Annotated in this window: 14 protein-coding genes; 5 read left to right on the top strand and 9 right to left on the bottom strand. The window is 66.6% G+C overall.

The genetic code is table 11. From position 1 onward, the window contains the following. Positions 1 to 45 precede the first annotated feature (45 nt). Positions 46 to 558, top strand: a complete 513-nt coding sequence (locus GPJ75_RS13255) for a GNAT family N-acetyltransferase (RefSeq protein WP_163268814.1) — start codon at positions 46 to 48, stop codon at positions 556 to 558. Positions 559 to 745: 187 nt separating this feature from the next. On the opposite strand, the gene GPJ75_RS13250 is transcribed toward GPJ75_RS13255, so the two are convergent. From GPJ75_RS13250 to GPJ75_RS13230, 5 genes are all read right to left on the bottom strand, one after another. Then, the gene (locus GPJ75_RS13250; protein WP_246249045.1) at positions 746 to 1,714 is read right to left on the bottom strand and encodes a hypothetical protein; all 969 of its coding nucleotides are present in this window, start codon (positions 1,712 to 1,714) and stop codon (positions 746 to 748) included. 105 nt (positions 1,715 to 1,819) lie between these two features. Beyond that, positions 1,820 to 3,892 carry a hypothetical protein gene (locus tag GPJ75_RS13245; RefSeq protein ID WP_163268966.1) on the bottom strand — a complete coding sequence of 691 codons (2,073 nt, stop codon included), beginning with the start codon at positions 3,890 to 3,892 and terminating at the stop codon, positions 1,820 to 1,822. After that, on the bottom strand, positions 3,892 to 6,717 hold the full coding sequence (locus GPJ75_RS13240; protein WP_163268813.1) for a DUF4159 domain-containing protein: 2,826 nt from the start codon (positions 6,715 to 6,717) through the stop codon (positions 3,892 to 3,894). The genes GPJ75_RS13245 and GPJ75_RS13240 overlap by 1 nt, the downstream gene beginning before the upstream one ends. Beyond that, on the bottom strand, positions 6,714 to 7,622 hold the full coding sequence (locus GPJ75_RS13235; protein ID WP_163268812.1) for a DUF58 domain-containing protein: 909 nt from the start codon (positions 7,620 to 7,622) through the stop codon (positions 6,714 to 6,716). The genes GPJ75_RS13240 and GPJ75_RS13235 overlap by 4 nt, the downstream gene beginning before the upstream one ends. 18 nt (positions 7,623 to 7,640) lie before the next feature. Then, positions 7,641 to 8,663, bottom strand: a complete 1,023-nt coding sequence (locus GPJ75_RS13230) for an AAA family ATPase (RefSeq protein WP_163268811.1) — start codon at positions 8,661 to 8,663, stop codon at positions 7,641 to 7,643. Positions 8,664 to 8,914: 251 nt separating this feature from the next. Between GPJ75_RS13230 and GPJ75_RS13225 the strand changes: the two genes are divergently transcribed. The 3 genes from GPJ75_RS13225 to GPJ75_RS13215 are packed head-to-tail and all read left to right on the top strand — an operon-like array spanning position 8,915 to position 11,483. Beyond that, positions 8,915 to 9,553 carry a DUF1285 domain-containing protein gene (locus GPJ75_RS13225; RefSeq protein ID WP_163268965.1) on the top strand — a complete coding sequence of 213 codons (639 nt, stop codon included), beginning with the start codon at positions 8,915 to 8,917 and terminating at the stop codon, positions 9,551 to 9,553. Continuing rightward, positions 9,550 to 10,191 carry a CoA pyrophosphatase gene (locus GPJ75_RS13220; RefSeq protein WP_163268810.1) on the top strand — a complete coding sequence of 214 codons (642 nt, stop codon included), beginning with the start codon at positions 9,550 to 9,552 and terminating at the stop codon, positions 10,189 to 10,191. The genes GPJ75_RS13225 and GPJ75_RS13220 overlap by 4 nt, the downstream gene beginning before the upstream one ends. Then, the gene (locus GPJ75_RS13215; RefSeq protein ID WP_163268809.1) at positions 10,188 to 11,483 is read left to right on the top strand and encodes a CCA tRNA nucleotidyltransferase; all 1,296 of its coding nucleotides are present in this window, start codon (positions 10,188 to 10,190) and stop codon (positions 11,481 to 11,483) included. The genes GPJ75_RS13220 and GPJ75_RS13215 overlap by 4 nt, the downstream gene beginning before the upstream one ends. 148 nt (positions 11,484 to 11,631) lie before the next feature. Here GPJ75_RS13215 and GPJ75_RS13210 read toward each other — a convergent pair whose 3' ends face one another. Together GPJ75_RS13210 and GPJ75_RS13205 are read right to left on the bottom strand one after the other, a co-directional pair. Then, positions 11,632 to 11,817 carry a DUF1059 domain-containing protein gene (locus tag GPJ75_RS13210; RefSeq protein ID WP_159587076.1) on the bottom strand — a complete coding sequence of 62 codons (186 nt, stop codon included), beginning with the start codon at positions 11,815 to 11,817 and terminating at the stop codon, positions 11,632 to 11,634. Between the two features lie 91 nt (positions 11,818 to 11,908). Beyond that, the gene (locus tag GPJ75_RS13205) at positions 11,909 to 12,808 is read right to left on the bottom strand and encodes a LysR substrate-binding domain-containing protein (RefSeq protein WP_163268808.1); all 900 of its coding nucleotides are present in this window, start codon (positions 12,806 to 12,808) and stop codon (positions 11,909 to 11,911) included. A gap of 92 nt (positions 12,809 to 12,900) precedes the next feature. Between GPJ75_RS13205 and GPJ75_RS13200 the strand changes: the two genes are divergently transcribed. Further along, on the top strand, positions 12,901 to 13,086 hold the full coding sequence (locus tag GPJ75_RS13200; RefSeq protein WP_163268807.1) for a hypothetical protein: 186 nt from the start codon (positions 12,901 to 12,903) through the stop codon (positions 13,084 to 13,086). 42 nt (positions 13,087 to 13,128) lie between these two features. On the opposite strand, the gene GPJ75_RS13195 is transcribed toward GPJ75_RS13200, so the two are convergent. Continuing rightward, positions 13,129 to 13,425 carry a type II toxin-antitoxin system RelE/ParE family toxin gene (locus GPJ75_RS13195; RefSeq protein WP_163268806.1) on the bottom strand — a complete coding sequence of 99 codons (297 nt, stop codon included), beginning with the start codon at positions 13,423 to 13,425 and terminating at the stop codon, positions 13,129 to 13,131. Further along, positions 13,422 to 13,712 (bottom strand): ribbon-helix-helix protein, CopG family, encoded by a 291-nt coding sequence (locus GPJ75_RS13190; RefSeq protein ID WP_163268805.1) that lies wholly within the window; start codon positions 13,710 to 13,712, stop codon positions 13,422 to 13,424. The genes GPJ75_RS13195 and GPJ75_RS13190 overlap by 4 nt, the downstream gene beginning before the upstream one ends. Positions 13,713 to 13,751: the final 39 nt, after the last annotated feature.

Raw genomic sequence — 13,751 nt, 5'->3', positions numbered from 1 at the left:
CGCCTGACGCCGCATATCCCTGTCCTATCACCGGAAAATCTCTCCATGTCCCTTGCCGACATCGCCTTTCTGCCGGAAGACCCGGCGCACGACGCCGAAATAGAGCACATCAACGCCGAGGCCTTCGGCCCCGGCCGCTTCACGCGCGCTGCCTACAAGATCCGCGAAGGCGGGCCGCATGAGCGCGCGTTATCCTTCGTCGCCCTCAACGCGGGCCATGTCGTCGCCTCGGTGCGGTTGACGCGCATCGCGGCGGGAAAGGGCAGGGCGCTGCTTCTCGGGCCGCTTGCCGTGCGCCCCGTCTACAAGAACAAGGGCATCGGCAAGAAGCTGGTGAAGATCGCGGTGGAGGCGGCGGGCGAGGCGGGCGCCGCGGTGGTGGTGCTGGTGGGCGACGAACCCTACTACGGCCCGCTCGGCTTCAAGCGCATTCCACCCGGCCAACTGCGCATGCCGCGCCCGGTCGATCCCAACCGCCTCCTGGCGGTGGAACTGAAAGAGGGCGCACTGGCGGCCCTTTCGGGCGCGGTGACGCACGCCGCGCTGGCTGCCGACTAAAGCAATTCCAGGAAAAGTGGGAACCGGTTTTCCGTGCGGAATTGCGACAAAACAAAGAGTTAGACCAGTTCATCGGCATCGTGAAACGATGAACTGGTCTAGCGGAGATTCCAGATCACACTCCTTGCCGCCGGGCCAGCGCCCGGCGGTCCGATGGGAGAAGCAAGGAATGGGCTTCCGCTGACGGTCAGCCCTTCAGCCATGGCGATTCCGCGCTCCAGAAGATGACGTCGACCCCCAGATAGTCGGAAGCGAAGCCAACGAACTCGTCTTTCGTGAACGGCCTGCCGGTCTTCGGGTTCGTGTAGGTCAAGGTGGGTTCCTGCACCGCCATTGCCACCAGGCCGAGCTTCCCCTTGTACCGATTAAAAAACGGATAAGCGTTCTTCATCTGCCCCTTGCGGTAGGGAACGATGTCGGGGCCGCCGAGGCCGACACCGTGATCGGCCGCGTATTCGAACAGGCGCCCCATGTAATCGTGGTCGTTCGCCCACTCGCAGGGCCAGAAGTTCACATACTGCACGACGTGCGATTCGGTGAAGGCCGCCTGGGCCGCGGCCAGGTTATCCATCTCCGCCTCGAAATAGGCGTCGCAGGTAAAGCCGGTGCGGTCGCCTTCCATGTCGATGTCGACGGCGGTCTCGGGCAGGTTTATGCCGAACACCCTACCGTCGAATTTTTCGGCCAGGGCTTCGATGAGCGCCTGAAAACGGCCGCGCACGGCATCGTTCCATTGCATGGCCGCCCAGCCGTGACCGACCGGTTCTCCCTCGCCGGCATTGTCGACCTGGGCCACGAGACCGCCGCCATATTGCGGTTCGCTCGTCAGATAGGCAGGCACATTCCTCGCCTTGGGCGAAAAGAAGCGGTCCTGCACCTGGATGAAAAGCTTCTTGCCCAGCTTTTCGGCGGTCGCGAGGTCCCGCTCGATCGCCGAAAAGTCATATTGCCCTATGCCGGGCTCGAGCGACTTCCAGCTATAGACGATCTGAACGCCGTCGATATCCGGCCGCTCCAGAACGGCCTGCAGCCCTTCGAGGCTTCCGGAACTCGTATAAAGAAAGTTCGCCGGCGCCGCTCCGGTATCTGCAAAAGCGGAACCGCAGAGCGTTGCGAGAATGGCGGCGACGGCACCCGAAGATGTCGGAATATGCATTTTTGTCCCCATGAATAATTATTTAAATCAATGGTATAAGCAATAAAACGATACGTAGCGATAAAACGTGATTGAAATATGGCTGGGGCGGGGCGAGCTCCTGCCTCACCGCCCCTCGCGGTACCACATCGCACCCAGCGCCAGTAGCAGCAGCCCGAGGCCCAGGAAGCCGGCGAACAGCGGCACGCGCCTGATGGATTGCAAGACGCTGTCGTTGGTGCTCCGGAGGCCGATCCAGTCGCGCCCGGCCGCCGTGGTGGCGTTGCTGCGCACAGGCACGATGTTGGGAAGGGCGGGGCCGCCCATGCCGCCTTCCAGCCGGCGCACGCTGCCGCCGGTCACTTCTGCCACCGGTGCCAGCACCTCTTCCGTCGACACCGTATTCGCGAACTCCGGCGCGTTGACCGGGCCGACATGGGCAAGCGCCGACAGATCCCCGTTCTCGACCTGGTAGAGGCCGATCTCGTCGGCCTCCAGCGTGCCGCGGAACAGGCCGGGCTCGCCGGCCGTCAGCGGCACCTGGCGCGTCTCGCCCGAAGGGGCGGTCACCGTGGCCGTGCCCACCTCCTCCTCCATGGACTGGCGGGTGATCTCGAGCCGCATGCCGCGGCCGGCCGCCGTCAGGCGCTCTTCTTCAAGGTCCGGCTCCTTCATCAGCCAGTGGGCGATGCGGCGATAGAGCGAGACGTAGGGGCCGCCGCCCTCGAAGCCGCGCGCCCACAGCCAGCCCTGGTCGGACAGGAACATGCCGACCCGGCCCTCGCCGCGGCGCGCCAGCAGGAGAAGCGGCGCTTCGCCCGGCCCTTGCATCACCACCTGGCCGTCCGTCTCGCCGATGCCGACGGCGCGAAACCAGCGGCTCCAGCCGGGCGGCTCGGAGGCCGAGCCGTCGAGGCCGCGTGTGACGGGATGGCGGGCACCCGTGTCCGTCAGACGAGGGTAGAAGCCGGCCTCCATCACCTCGCCGCTGGGCAGCGCCGGCAGTGCCGAGATCAGCGGCGTGTGGGCGATCGACTGGTCGCCCGCGAACTCCGGCCCGGCGGCGATCAGAAGCGCCCCGCCGTTCTCCACATACTCGGCGATGTAGTCGTAATAGAGGATCGGCAGCACGTCGCGGTGCTGGTAGCGGTCGAATATGATGAGGTCGAAGTCCTCGATCCTTTCGACGAACAGCTCGCGTGTCGGGAAGGCGATCAGCGACAGTTCGTTGATCGGCGTGCCGTCCTGCTTCTCCGGCGGGCGCAGGATGGTGAAGTGGACGAGGTCGACGGAAGCGTCGGACTTCAAGAGGTTGCGCCAGGTCCGCTCGCCCGAATGCGGCTCGCCGGAGACGAGCAGCACGCGCAGGTTTTCGCGGATGCCGTCGATCAGGGCGACGGCGCGGTTGTTTGTCTCCGTGATCTCGCCCTCTTCTACCGGGATCCTGAGTTCCACGATGTTGCGCCCGGCGGTGGGAACGGTGACTTCCAGTGGCATTTCCTGGCCGATCGTCGCCTGCTCGACCAGCGCCAGTTCGCCATTGACGAGAACCTCGACCTCCACCTGGCCGGTCTCGCCCTCGGTGTCGATGACGCGATAGCTCATTTCCAGGGGCTGGCCGACGATGCCGAAGCGCGGCGCGCGCTCGAAGCGGATGCGCCGGTCGCGCTCGCCCGCCCGGCCGGTGATCAGCGCGTGCAGCGGTCCGGCAAGGCCCGAGGCATTGGCCGGCGCGTCGTGCACCTGGCCGTCGGTGATCATGAGGGAGCCCGCCACGCGCGAGGGCGGCACATCGCGCAGCGCGCCCTCCAGCGCATCGAAGAGACGGGTCTCGGTGTTCTCGTCGACGGCCTCGCTGCGGCCGGCCTCGACCATGCGCACCTCGAACTGGTCGAAGCGCTCCAGCCGCTCCGCCAGCGCCTGTGCCGCCTGCCGCGTCGTTTCGCTCCTGTCGCCGATGTTCTGGCTCTGGCTTTCGTCGATCACCAGGGCGACGACGCTCTTGAGCGGGTCCCGCTCCTCCTCCAGGAGCACGGGATTGAGGAGCGCCAGCGCCAGAGCGACAAGCGCGGCCAGGCGAAGCAGCGCGCCGCGCCGGCCAACGAACAGGCTGAGCGCCATCAGGCAGGCGAGCGGGATGACGAGAAGCGCCAGAACACCCCAGGAAAACAGCGGATCGAAGCTCAGGGACCAGTTCATCATTGGCCCAGCCGTTCGAGCAGGACAGGCACGTGCACCTGGTCCGATTTATAGTTCCCGGTCAGCATATACATCATGATGTTCACGCCCGCCCGCAGCGCGTAGGTGCGCTGTATCGGGTCCGACGGCACGGTGGGCAGCAGCGGCTCGCCGTTCGAGCCCACGGCCCATGCGCCGGCAAGGTCGTTGGCCGTGATCATGATGGGGGACACGCCGTCGCCCGTGCGCACGGGCCGGTCGGCGCGGCTCTCGGCGTCGGCCGAGGCCTCCACCCACAAGTCGCTGCCGCGGTAGCGGCCGGGAAACTCCGACAGGATGTAGAACGCCTTGGTCAGCACGTGGTCGTCCGGCACCGGCTCCAGCGGCGGCACGTTGAGGCCGGAAAGGATGTCGCGCAGCCGCTGCGTCTCCGGGCTCACAGAACCGGAGGAGCCGAAGCCCGAGGAATACTGGTCGCGCGTGTCGAAGAGTACCGTGCCGCCCTGCTGCATATAGGCGTCGATGCGCGCGATGGCGGCCTCGGAAGGCATCTCGGCACTGGGGTCGATAGGCCAGTAGATAAGCGGGTAGAAGGAGAGTTCGTCGGTAGCGATGTCGAGGCCCGCCGGCGCGCCGGGCTCCAGCGCCGTCTTCTCGGCCAGGAAGCGCGACAGGCCCAGAACGCCGGCGCGGCTGATGGCGTCGACCGAGGAGATGCCGGTCCTGACATAGGCGATGCGGGTGGCTGATGTGGCCTCGATCGCCTCCACGTCGCCCACTTGCGGGTCGTCCTGCGCCAGAGCCCCTTCAGGGACCAGCAGGGAAAGCACGAGCGCGGCGCCAAGCAGCACAGAGGCGGCGGAGGCGGCGCGGCGCGTCGGGCGCCGCTGCAGCAGGCCGCCCAGCCACAGCACGGCCAGCGTGTCGAGCGCCAGAAGCGCCAGCGCCGCCGCCATCAGCGGCCCCTTGAGCGGCTGCGACTGGTCGAAGGCGTAACGTGCCTCGCTCATCGTCACCGGCGCGGTGGGGCGGGAAAGGGCGGTGAGTTGCGCGTTCGGCGCCAGAAGGTTGTGCGCCACCACGCCTTCTTCCGAGCCGTAGAGCCCCGGCGGATTGGCAAGTGTGACCGGAGTATCGCCGGTGGGCTGCAGCGGCTCGGCCTCGGGTCCGGGCGGCACCAGCGTGCCGGTGGCCGAGATCATGCGGTAAGGCGGCAGCCGCCCGCTCTGTTCCTCTTGGTCGGCGGCGAGGCTTCCCTGGTTGCGCGAAAGCTGCACGATGCGCCGCAGCATCTCGACGAAGCTTCCGGAGATCGGCAGGCTCGACCATGTGGCCTCCGGCGTAACGTGGAACAGGATGACGCGGCCGTCCCCGCGCCCCGCGCCGGTCACCAGCGGTGTGCCGTCGGCGAGATTGGCCCAGGTGCGCTCGACGATGTCGGCAGACGGCTCGGCCAGCACCTGGCGGGTCACCGCCACGTCGCGCGGCGGCGTCAGGTCGGAGAAGGGGCCGCCTGCGGGAAACTCGTCCACCGGCTGCGGCTCGGACCACGACAACGCCCCGCCCAGCGAGCGCTCGCCGGCGCGCAGCCGCACGGGCAGCAGCTCTTCGTCATGCTCTGCCGCTGCCAGCCGCGGCCCGGCGAAGCGGATCAGCGTGCCCCCCTCGTGCATCCATTCGACCAGCGCCTCGCGCGCCGAATCCGGCAGGGTGCCGACATCGGCCATGACGATCGCCGCCGGCTTCTGCTCCAGAAGCTGCGGGATGGCCTCGGTCAATTCCGGGTTGGAGGGCCGGATGAGGTCGGCATAGGGGCCGAGCGCGCGCTCGATGTAATAGAGCGGCGAGAGCAGCGGCTGTGCCTGGTCCGCCTCGTGCTGCGACAGAAGCCCGACGCGCCGGCGGCGCGCGTTCTCATCGAGCATACGCAGCGCCCCGGCATGGCTCTCGCCGGCAAGGCCGATGGAGGCGAAGTCGTTGCGCAGTTCGAAGGGAACGCGCATCTCTCCACTGGCCCGCGCCTCGCCGGGGCCGAAGGTGATCGTTGTCTCGGCGATCCGGCGCCCGCGCTCGTCGGAAGCGTAGGCGACCGCCTGGTGCGGCCCCGTCTCGTCCTGGCGCCGCACCGCCGTCACGACAAAGCGCTCCGGCTCGTTGGCGCCGTCGGCGAGCGCTACGGTCGGCAGCCGGTCCGGCGTCACCCAGAGAACATCGGAAAGCTCGGCGGAAAACAGCGTCTCGAACGCCGCCTCGTCGTCGGGCCCGGCGAGCCCGTCCGCCAGCACGGCTAAGGTCGCGCCGGGCATATCGGCAAGCGCACCGGCGACGCGGGCATAGGTTGCCGGCCGATCCGTCGGCACGGGCCGGGGCTCGGCCGCGTTCAGCCGCTCGATGGCCGTGTCGGCGTCGAAGGGGCCGATGTCCTGCGCCGGCTTTTCCGCCGTCAGCGCCACGATCACCGGCACGCTGCTTTCCTTGGCGTCGTTGATGAGCCGCGTCGCCGTGGCCACGCGTCGCTCCCAGTCGGGCGCGCTCGACCAGCCGTTGTCCATCACGATGGCAAGCGCCTGGCCGCCCACGGCGATCTTCTCGCGCGGGTTGAAGACGGGGGCGGCGAGCGCCAGGATGACGAGGGCCGCAAGCGCCAGCCGCAGAAGCGTCAGCCACCATGGGCTCTGGTGCGGCGTCTCCTCCCTCTTCACGATACGCGCCAGGATGGCGAGCGGCGGGAAGGTCTCCTGCTGCGGCCTGGGCGGGGTGAGCCGCAAGAGCCACCAGATGATGGGCAGGGCGAGGAGGCCCCACAGGACCATCGGCGCGCCGAAGGAGAGGGGGAGGAAATTCATCGGCCGATATCCATTTCGGCCGTCATCGCCGTGTGCACGCGGATGAGCGCTTCGGAAGCCAGCCGGTCCGTATGGTTCACCGTGTAGCTCCAGCCGAGCTTCTTGCACCACCGGGCAAGCGTCTCGCGCCGTGCGAGATAGAGCCGGCGGTAGTCTTCGCCCAGCGTCTCGGCACGCCCGGCGATCAGCCGCTCGCCCGTCTCGGGGTCATGGAACTCGGTGCGGCCGGAATAGGGGAAGGTCTCTTCCGCCGGGTCGGCCACCTCGATCAGATGCGCCCTGGCGCCGGCGCGCGCCAGCGGGTCGAGCCAGCGCATGGTCTCTTCCGGCGCTTCGAGAAAATCGCCGGCGACGACGAGATCGGAGAAGCGGCGGACGACCGTCAGGTCCGGGCGCCCGGTGGCGGGTTCGGCATGGCTGATATGCTGGGCCAGCCTCTCGGCCCCGTTGCGCGCGGCGAAGGGATCGGAAAGCCCCGGCCAGGCGATGCGCTCGCCGCTGCGCGACAGGAGTTCGGCCAGAGCCAGGATCAGCACCAGCGCCCGCGATTCCTTGGAGACATCCGCCTGGCTCGAGCGGAATAGCATGGATGGCGAACGGTCGGCCCACAGCCAAACCGTATGGGCGGCCTCCCATTCGCGGTCGCGCACATAGATGTGGTCTTCCTCGCGGGCCGAGCGGCGCCAGTCGATGCGGGACACCGCCTCGCCCTCCACATAGGGCCGGAACTGCCAGAAATTCTCGCCGATGCCGCGCCGCCGCCTGCCGTGCCAGCCGGCGATCACATTGTTGACGACCCGCCGCGCCTCCACCAGCAGATCGGGCACAAGCGCGGCCCGTGTGCGTGCCCGCACGAGCGCATCCCGGGTCTCTACCGGGGTGGTGACTTCACCGATCCGCGCCATCAGCCTTCCGCCGTTGCATCAGCCGAGCCCCTTGACCAGTCGGGCGATGACGTCGCGCACGCTCATGCCCTCGGCACGGGCGGCAAAGGTGAGCGCCATGCGGTGCTGCAGCACCGGCTCGGCCAGCGCGCGCACGTCGTCGACCGACGGGGCAAGCCGCCCGTCATAGAGTGCCCGGGCACGGGCGCACAGCGTCAGCGCCTGGCTGGCGCGCGGGCCCGGTCCCCAGGCAACGTGCCGGTCCGTCTCGGGATGGCCGAGGCCGGGGCGGGCCGAGCGCACCAGGGCCAGAATGGCCTCCACCACGCTTTCAGGCACCGGCATGCGGCGGATAAGCGTCTGCACTTCCTTCAGCCTTTCCGGCGCGAGCACGTTCTCCGGCCGCGCCTCCTCGACGCCTGTCGTCTCCAGAAGAATGCGCTTTTCGGCTTCTAGTTCCGGGTACAGGATGTCGACCTGCATCAGGAAGCGGTCGAGTTGGGCCTCCGGCAGCGGGTAGGTGCCCTCCTGCTCCAGCGGGTTCTGGGTGGCCAGCACGTGGAAGGGGGAGGGCAGGTCGTGGCGGCGGCCCGTCACCGTCACGTGGTATTCCTGCATGGACTGCAGAAGCGCGGACTGGGTACGCGGGCTCGCGCGGTTGATCTCGTCGGCCATCAGAAGCTGGGCGAAAATCGGCCCGGGCAGGAAGCGGAAGCCGCGGCGGCCCTTCTCGTCCTGCTCCATCACCTCGGAGCCGAGGATGTCGGACGGCATCAGATCCGGCGTGAACTGGATGCGCCTGGTGTCGAGACCCAGAACGATGCCGAGCGTCTCCACCAGCTTGGTCTTGGCGAGGCCCGGCACGCCCACCAGAAGCGCATGCCCGCCGGCCATGAGCGCCACCAGCACCCGCTCGACCACCACCTCCTGGCCGAAGATCACCCGGCCGACGCCCTCGCGCACGCGGGCGATGTCGGCAAGGGCGGTCTCGGCCTGCGCCACCATTTCCTTCTCGCTGGCACCGATGATGCCGGCCTGGCTGTCCCTGGCGATGATGCTCATGCGGCTTTTTCCTCGCTTTGCCGAACTGGCCCAGTCTGCGATACATGGTTCAGCGTACGCAGCATTGCCACCCTAATGGTGCGATCCTGACAGATAGTACCCCTCTGTCAGGACAAATCGCCCCACCAGATTAATCGCTTGTGGGCTGACTTCTCCAAACAGATGGGTACATCTGTTTGGGTCAGACCACTAGGGAGCTTAAATCAGTTCATAAGGCTGACAAGCCGAAGAACAGTGACTATTTCGTGACCATGGCCCCTGCACACCGCCACACTTCCGCCGACGAAGGCACCTTCGCCAAGGCCGCCGATGCCGGCGCGCTATCGGCGCTGATCGCGCGGGCGGCGCGTGCGGGCAAGGGCGCGGCCCCGGTGGAGCGTTGGAATCCGGCCTTCTGCGGCGACCTCGACATGGAAATCAAAGCCGACGGCACCTGGTTCTATCTCGGCACGCCCATAGGCCGCATGCCCCTGGTGCAGCTTTTCTCCTCCGTCCTGCGCAAGGACGAGGACGGCAGGACCTACCTCGTAACGCCGGTGGAAAAAGTCGGCATCCGCGTCGAGGACGCGCCCTTCCTCGCCGTCGAGGTGGTTGCCACAGGCAAGGGCGAGAATCAGATTCTCACCTTCCGCACAAATGTGGGTGATGTGGTGGAGGCAGGCCCGGACCATCCCATCCGCTTCGTCGACGAGGAGGGTACGGGCGGCATGAAGCCTTATATCCTCGTGCGCGGGCGGCTGGAGGCGCTGGTGGCGCGTCCCGTCATGTACGAGCTCGTGGAGCTGGGCGAGGAGGTGGAGATCGACGGCCGGGCGATGTTCGCCGTCCGCTCCGGCGGCGCGGTCTTCCCCATCATGCCCGCCGAAAAGCTCAAGGCGCTCTCCGAATGACCCTGCTGACCGACACCAAAGACCTGTTTTCGGCGGAAGAATTCCGCCGCCGCGCCGCCGCGCAGGACCCGGAGCACGATCCCGATGCCTATGGCGACCATCGCCTCAACCCGGACCTGAAGCACCTCATCATCCGCGACAGCCTGCATGATGCCGCCGTCCTCGTTCCGGTGGTCGATCACGGCGTCGAGACCACTGTCATCCTCACCCAGCGCACCGCCAATCTGCGCAGCCATTCCGGCCAGATCGCCCTGCCGGGCGGGCGCATCGATCCCACCGACGCCTCGCCCGAGGATGCCGCCCTGCGCGAAGCGCAGGAAGAGATCGGCCTCGACCCCGCCCGCATCGAAATCGTCGGCCGCATGCCCGACTACGCGACCGGCAGTGGCTATCGCATCCGGCCGATCCTGTCGGTCGTGGAGCCCGGCTTCCGGCTGTCCCTCAACCCGCACGAGGTGGATGCGGTGTTCGAGGTGCCGCTGTCCTTCCTCATGGACCCGGCCAACCACCGGCGCGAAAGCCGCATCTGGCAGGAGCGGGAACGTTTTTATTATACAATGCCTTACGGTGACCGCTTCATATGGGGAGTCACCGCCGGCATCCTGCACATGCTCTATGAAAGGCTCTACGCGCAATGACCTCAGCCACCATCGCCGACGCCGACTGGCTGCGCGAACCGGGCCTGCAGGCGCTGCTTGCCGTTCTCAACGCGGACGGCGAGGAGGCGCGGATCGCCGGCGGGGCGGTGCGCAACGCGCTCCTCGGCCAGGCGGTGACCGACATCGACGTTGCCACCACCACCCCGCCCGATGAGACGACGCGGCGGGCCGAGGCTGCCGGCTTCAAGGTCGTCCCCACAGGCTACGAACACGGCACGGTGACCGTCGTCGCCAAGGGAAAGCCCTACGAAGTCACCACGTTGCGTGCCGATGTGGAGACCGACGGCCGGCGCGCGCGCGTCGTCTTCGGCCGCGACTGGAAGAGCGATGCGGAACGCCGCGACTTCACCATCAATGCGCTTTACGCCGATGCCGACGGGCGCGTGGTCGACCTCGTCGGCGGCCTCGACGATCTCAATTCACGCACGTTGCGCTTCATCGGCAGTGCGGAAACGCGCATCCGCGAGGACTACCTGCGCATCCTGCGTTTCTTCCGCTTCTTCGCCTGGTACGGCTCCGGCCGGCCGGATGCCGAGGGCCTGAAGGCCTGTGCGCGGCTCAAGGAGGGCCTCTCCCAGCTTTCGGCCGAGCGCGTCTGGAGCGAATTGAGAAAGCTGCTTTCCGCCCCCGATCCCTCGCGGGCGCTTTTGTGGATGCGCACGACCAACGCGCTGACCATGGTGCTGCCGGAAAGCGAGAAATGGGGCATCGACACGATCCACCCGCTGATGGCCGTGGAGCAGGCGCTTTCATGGCCGCCGGACCCGCTGCTCAGGCTGGCCGCCATCCTGCCGCCCGACGCCGGGCGCCTTAAGGCGCTTGCCGCGCGGCTGCGGCTGTCGAAAGCCGAGGCGGCTTGCCTTGCCGCCTGGGCAGAGACGCCTCTACCCGATCCCGCGCTCAGCGAGGCCGATTTCGCGAAACTCATCTACCGCGGCAGTCCCGCAGGCGTCGACAAGCGCCTGCGTCTGGCGCTCGCCAACGCCCGCGCCCGCGCGGCAGAGGACGACAAAGCGCTTATCGAAGCCGCCGGCTTCCAGCGCTTGCTCGACATTCTCGGGCGCTGGCAAAGGCCGGCCCTGCCGGTCAAGGGAAAAGACCTCGTCGCCGCCGGCCACGCGCCCGGCGAAGAACTTGGCGCACTCCTTGCCAAGCTGGAGCAGGCCTGGATCGATTCCGGCTTCAAGATGACACGCAAGGAGCTGTTGGAAAAAGCCGCACGCTGCCTGCCTTCTGAGCATGCCGAAGGGGAGGGTGGACCGGAGCGTTAGCGAAGGGACGGGTGGGGCGCACTGGCCGTGCTTGCTCTCCCTCCCCTTGTGGGGAGGGATTGGGGGTGGGGGGTCCGGCGAAGCCGAACCAAAAGCTCCATCTATATGCGATAGCCCTCCCTTCAAAAGGAAAGGGAGGATACGGCGGCTATGCCGCGTCCCTCTCCTGGGTAATGCGCGAGCGGATCGCCTCGATCATGCTTTCGCGGATGATCGTCTCGCCGTGGGCTTCACGCATATGCTCGACGGCGCGGCGGATGACCTCCGCCTCCTCCTCATGCCTCGTGTGCCAGTCGCAACCGGGGACAAGCGATCCGCAATGAAATTCTTTCATCGTTCGATCCTCCTTCGTTTCGCGTTTTGGCAGAAGCCGACAATATAGCACGATATGGGGCGCATGGCCGAGAGCGGACAGGGCGCGGCGATCACGTTTTATAGGCGGAAGCCGTGGCGGCGATCTCTCGGCGAAGCCAGGTCTTGAAGTCCTTGACCTTTTTCGGCTCCGGCCGCGAATTCGACGTCACCAGCCAATAGCCGAACTTCGTCTCGGCCAGCCCCTCGAATGGGCGCACCAGCAAATTCGCGGCCAGCGCGTCGTGGGCCAGCGTCTGCCATGCGAGCATCACCCCCTGGCCGGCGATCGCCGCATCCAATGCCAGCGATGCATCCGTGAAGGCGCTGCCCTCGCCAAGGTCCTTTTCGGCGAGGCCGTACGGGGCAAGCCACCCGTCCCAGCTTATGGTCGAGTTGGCGTCGCGCACGATGGGCGCGGAAATAAGGTCGCGCGGCGTCTTCAGCCCCTCCGCCAGCGCCGGTGCGCACACGGGAAAGACCTCCTGCGCCAGCACGAACTCCGCGTTCACCCCCGGCCAGCCGCCTTCGCCGACGCGGATCGCCAGGTCGATGTCGGAAGCGTCGAGATTGACCAGCGCCACCGAGGCATCGAGCCTGAGCCGCATCTGAGGGTGCTGCCGCGAATAACCCGCAAGCCGCTGTACCAGCCACTTCGATGCGAAGACCGGCGCGACCGAGATGGTCAGCACGTTGTCGGCGTGCCGCCGCGCGGCGGCCACGGCCTCGTCAAGCTTGCCGAAGCCTTCGTTCAGCCGCCCGGCGATCTGCCGCCCGAAGGCCGTTGGCACCAGCCCGCGCTTGGTCCGGTCGAAGACGCCCTGGCCGAGCTGACGCTCGCAGCGGATGACATGTTGGCTCACCGCGCCGATGGAAACGCCAAGCTCGCTCGCAGCCGCCGCCAGCGAGCCGAGCCGCAGCACCGCCTCGACGGCGCGCAGCGCGTTAAGATGGACGCGGTTCAGGTTCTGCATATAGCCTTTCTAAAGCAAGCTGCAGGCAATCTCCATTGAAATCATAGTGTTTTGGCCGGATTCTCCACGCATGAAATCTGGAGGACAAACCCATGATGCAACTTTTCTTGAGCATTGCCGCCCACCTTCGCCGCCGCATGGAGCAGTTCCAGGCGATCGACAACTACGCGGATGAGGAGAGATGGCACCGCGATCCCCTGTCGCATCCCGACATCGCCGCGATGAGCCAGCGGGAGCTAGCGGATTTGCCTTTCAAGACGGGCGTATGCGGGCGCTGAGGGAGATATCCGCCGCAGCTTGGCATTGCTCCCGGAGAAGCGTCAGTGCCGCGCTTCTTCCGCCGGCGGTAGCCACTGGCGCGAAGTATGCACCACCGCGAGAATATAGACGGTGTTTTCCCGAACCTCATATACGAGGCGGTAATTCTCGTGAGGAATAAACTCACGCGTCCCGGGTATAAGCTCGGGTCGCCCAATATATGGAAAATCCACTAGACGGTCCGCAACACGGGTGAATTTTTCGTCAAGCTCCGCAGCCGCAGCCGGGTTTTCAGCTTCAATATAGGAAAAAATGTCCACGCGATCTTGCTCGGCCTCTTGTAGCCAGCGAACGATCACCTCTTGGCCCGTTCGGCCTTTTCAAGCGCCGCAGCCCGGCGGACGGCAAAGTCCGCCTCGACTTCACCATTCGAACGACTTCTGCCTGCGTCTATAGAGGCTCGGGCAATCTCAACCTTCCGCTGCAAGAAGGCGCGGTATTCCCGTTCCTCGCGCTGGCGTTCGATATAGCCGCGCATAAGTTCCCGCACGATCTGCGACGCCGGTCGATCTTGTGCTTCAGCTTCTGCGACAAACGCCTCCTTGAGTTCCGAATCCAGCTTTAAAGTGAAGACGGTCTCCTTCATCGCAGTCACTCCAGGGTTCGCGTAATAACGACGTATATA

The sequence above is a fragment of the Chelativorans alearensis genome (assembly GCF_010993735.1).
Lineage (GTDB): Bacteria > Pseudomonadota > Alphaproteobacteria > Rhizobiales > Rhizobiaceae > Chelativorans > Chelativorans alearense.
The sequence above is the reverse complement of the archived record's forward strand: the minus strand, read 5'-3'. Positions and strand labels throughout refer to the sequence as shown.

Coding starts and splice junctions, on each gene's coding strand:
- GPJ75_RS13230 (WP_163268811.1), bottom strand. CDS start 8,663: ATGAGCATCATCGCCAGGGACAGCCAGGCCGGCATCATCGGTGCCAGC.
- GPJ75_RS13245 (WP_163268966.1), bottom strand. CDS start 3,892: ATGAACTGGTCCCTGAGCTTCGATCCGCTGTTTTCCTGGGGTGTTCTG.
- GPJ75_RS13210 (WP_159587076.1), bottom strand. CDS start 11,817: ATGAAAGAATTTCATTGCGGATCGCTTGTCCCCGGTTGCGACTGGCAC.
- GPJ75_RS13250 (WP_246249045.1), bottom strand. CDS start 1,714: ATGCATATTCCGACATCTTCGGGTGCCGTCGCCGCCATTCTCGCAACG.
- GPJ75_RS13215 (WP_163268809.1), top strand. CDS start 10,188: ATGACCTCAGCCACCATCGCCGACGCCGACTGGCTGCGCGAACCGGGC.
- GPJ75_RS13220 (WP_163268810.1), top strand. CDS start 9,550: ATGACCCTGCTGACCGACACCAAAGACCTGTTTTCGGCGGAAGAATTC.
- GPJ75_RS13190 (WP_163268805.1), bottom strand. CDS start 13,712: ATGAAGGAGACCGTCTTCACTTTAAAGCTGGATTCGGAACTCAAGGAG.
- GPJ75_RS13205 (WP_163268808.1), bottom strand. CDS start 12,808: ATGCAGAACCTGAACCGCGTCCATCTTAACGCGCTGCGCGCCGTCGAG.
- GPJ75_RS13240 (WP_163268813.1), bottom strand. CDS start 6,717: ATGAATTTCCTCCCCCTCTCCTTCGGCGCGCCGATGGTCCTGTGGGGC.
- GPJ75_RS13255 (WP_163268814.1), top strand. CDS start 46: ATGTCCCTTGCCGACATCGCCTTTCTGCCGGAAGACCCGGCGCACGAC.
- GPJ75_RS13235 (WP_163268812.1), bottom strand. CDS start 7,622: ATGGCGCGGATCGGTGAAGTCACCACCCCGGTAGAGACCCGGGATGCG.
- GPJ75_RS13200 (WP_163268807.1), top strand. CDS start 12,901: ATGATGCAACTTTTCTTGAGCATTGCCGCCCACCTTCGCCGCCGCATG.
- GPJ75_RS13225 (WP_163268965.1), top strand. CDS start 8,915: ATGGCCCCTGCACACCGCCACACTTCCGCCGACGAAGGCACCTTCGCC.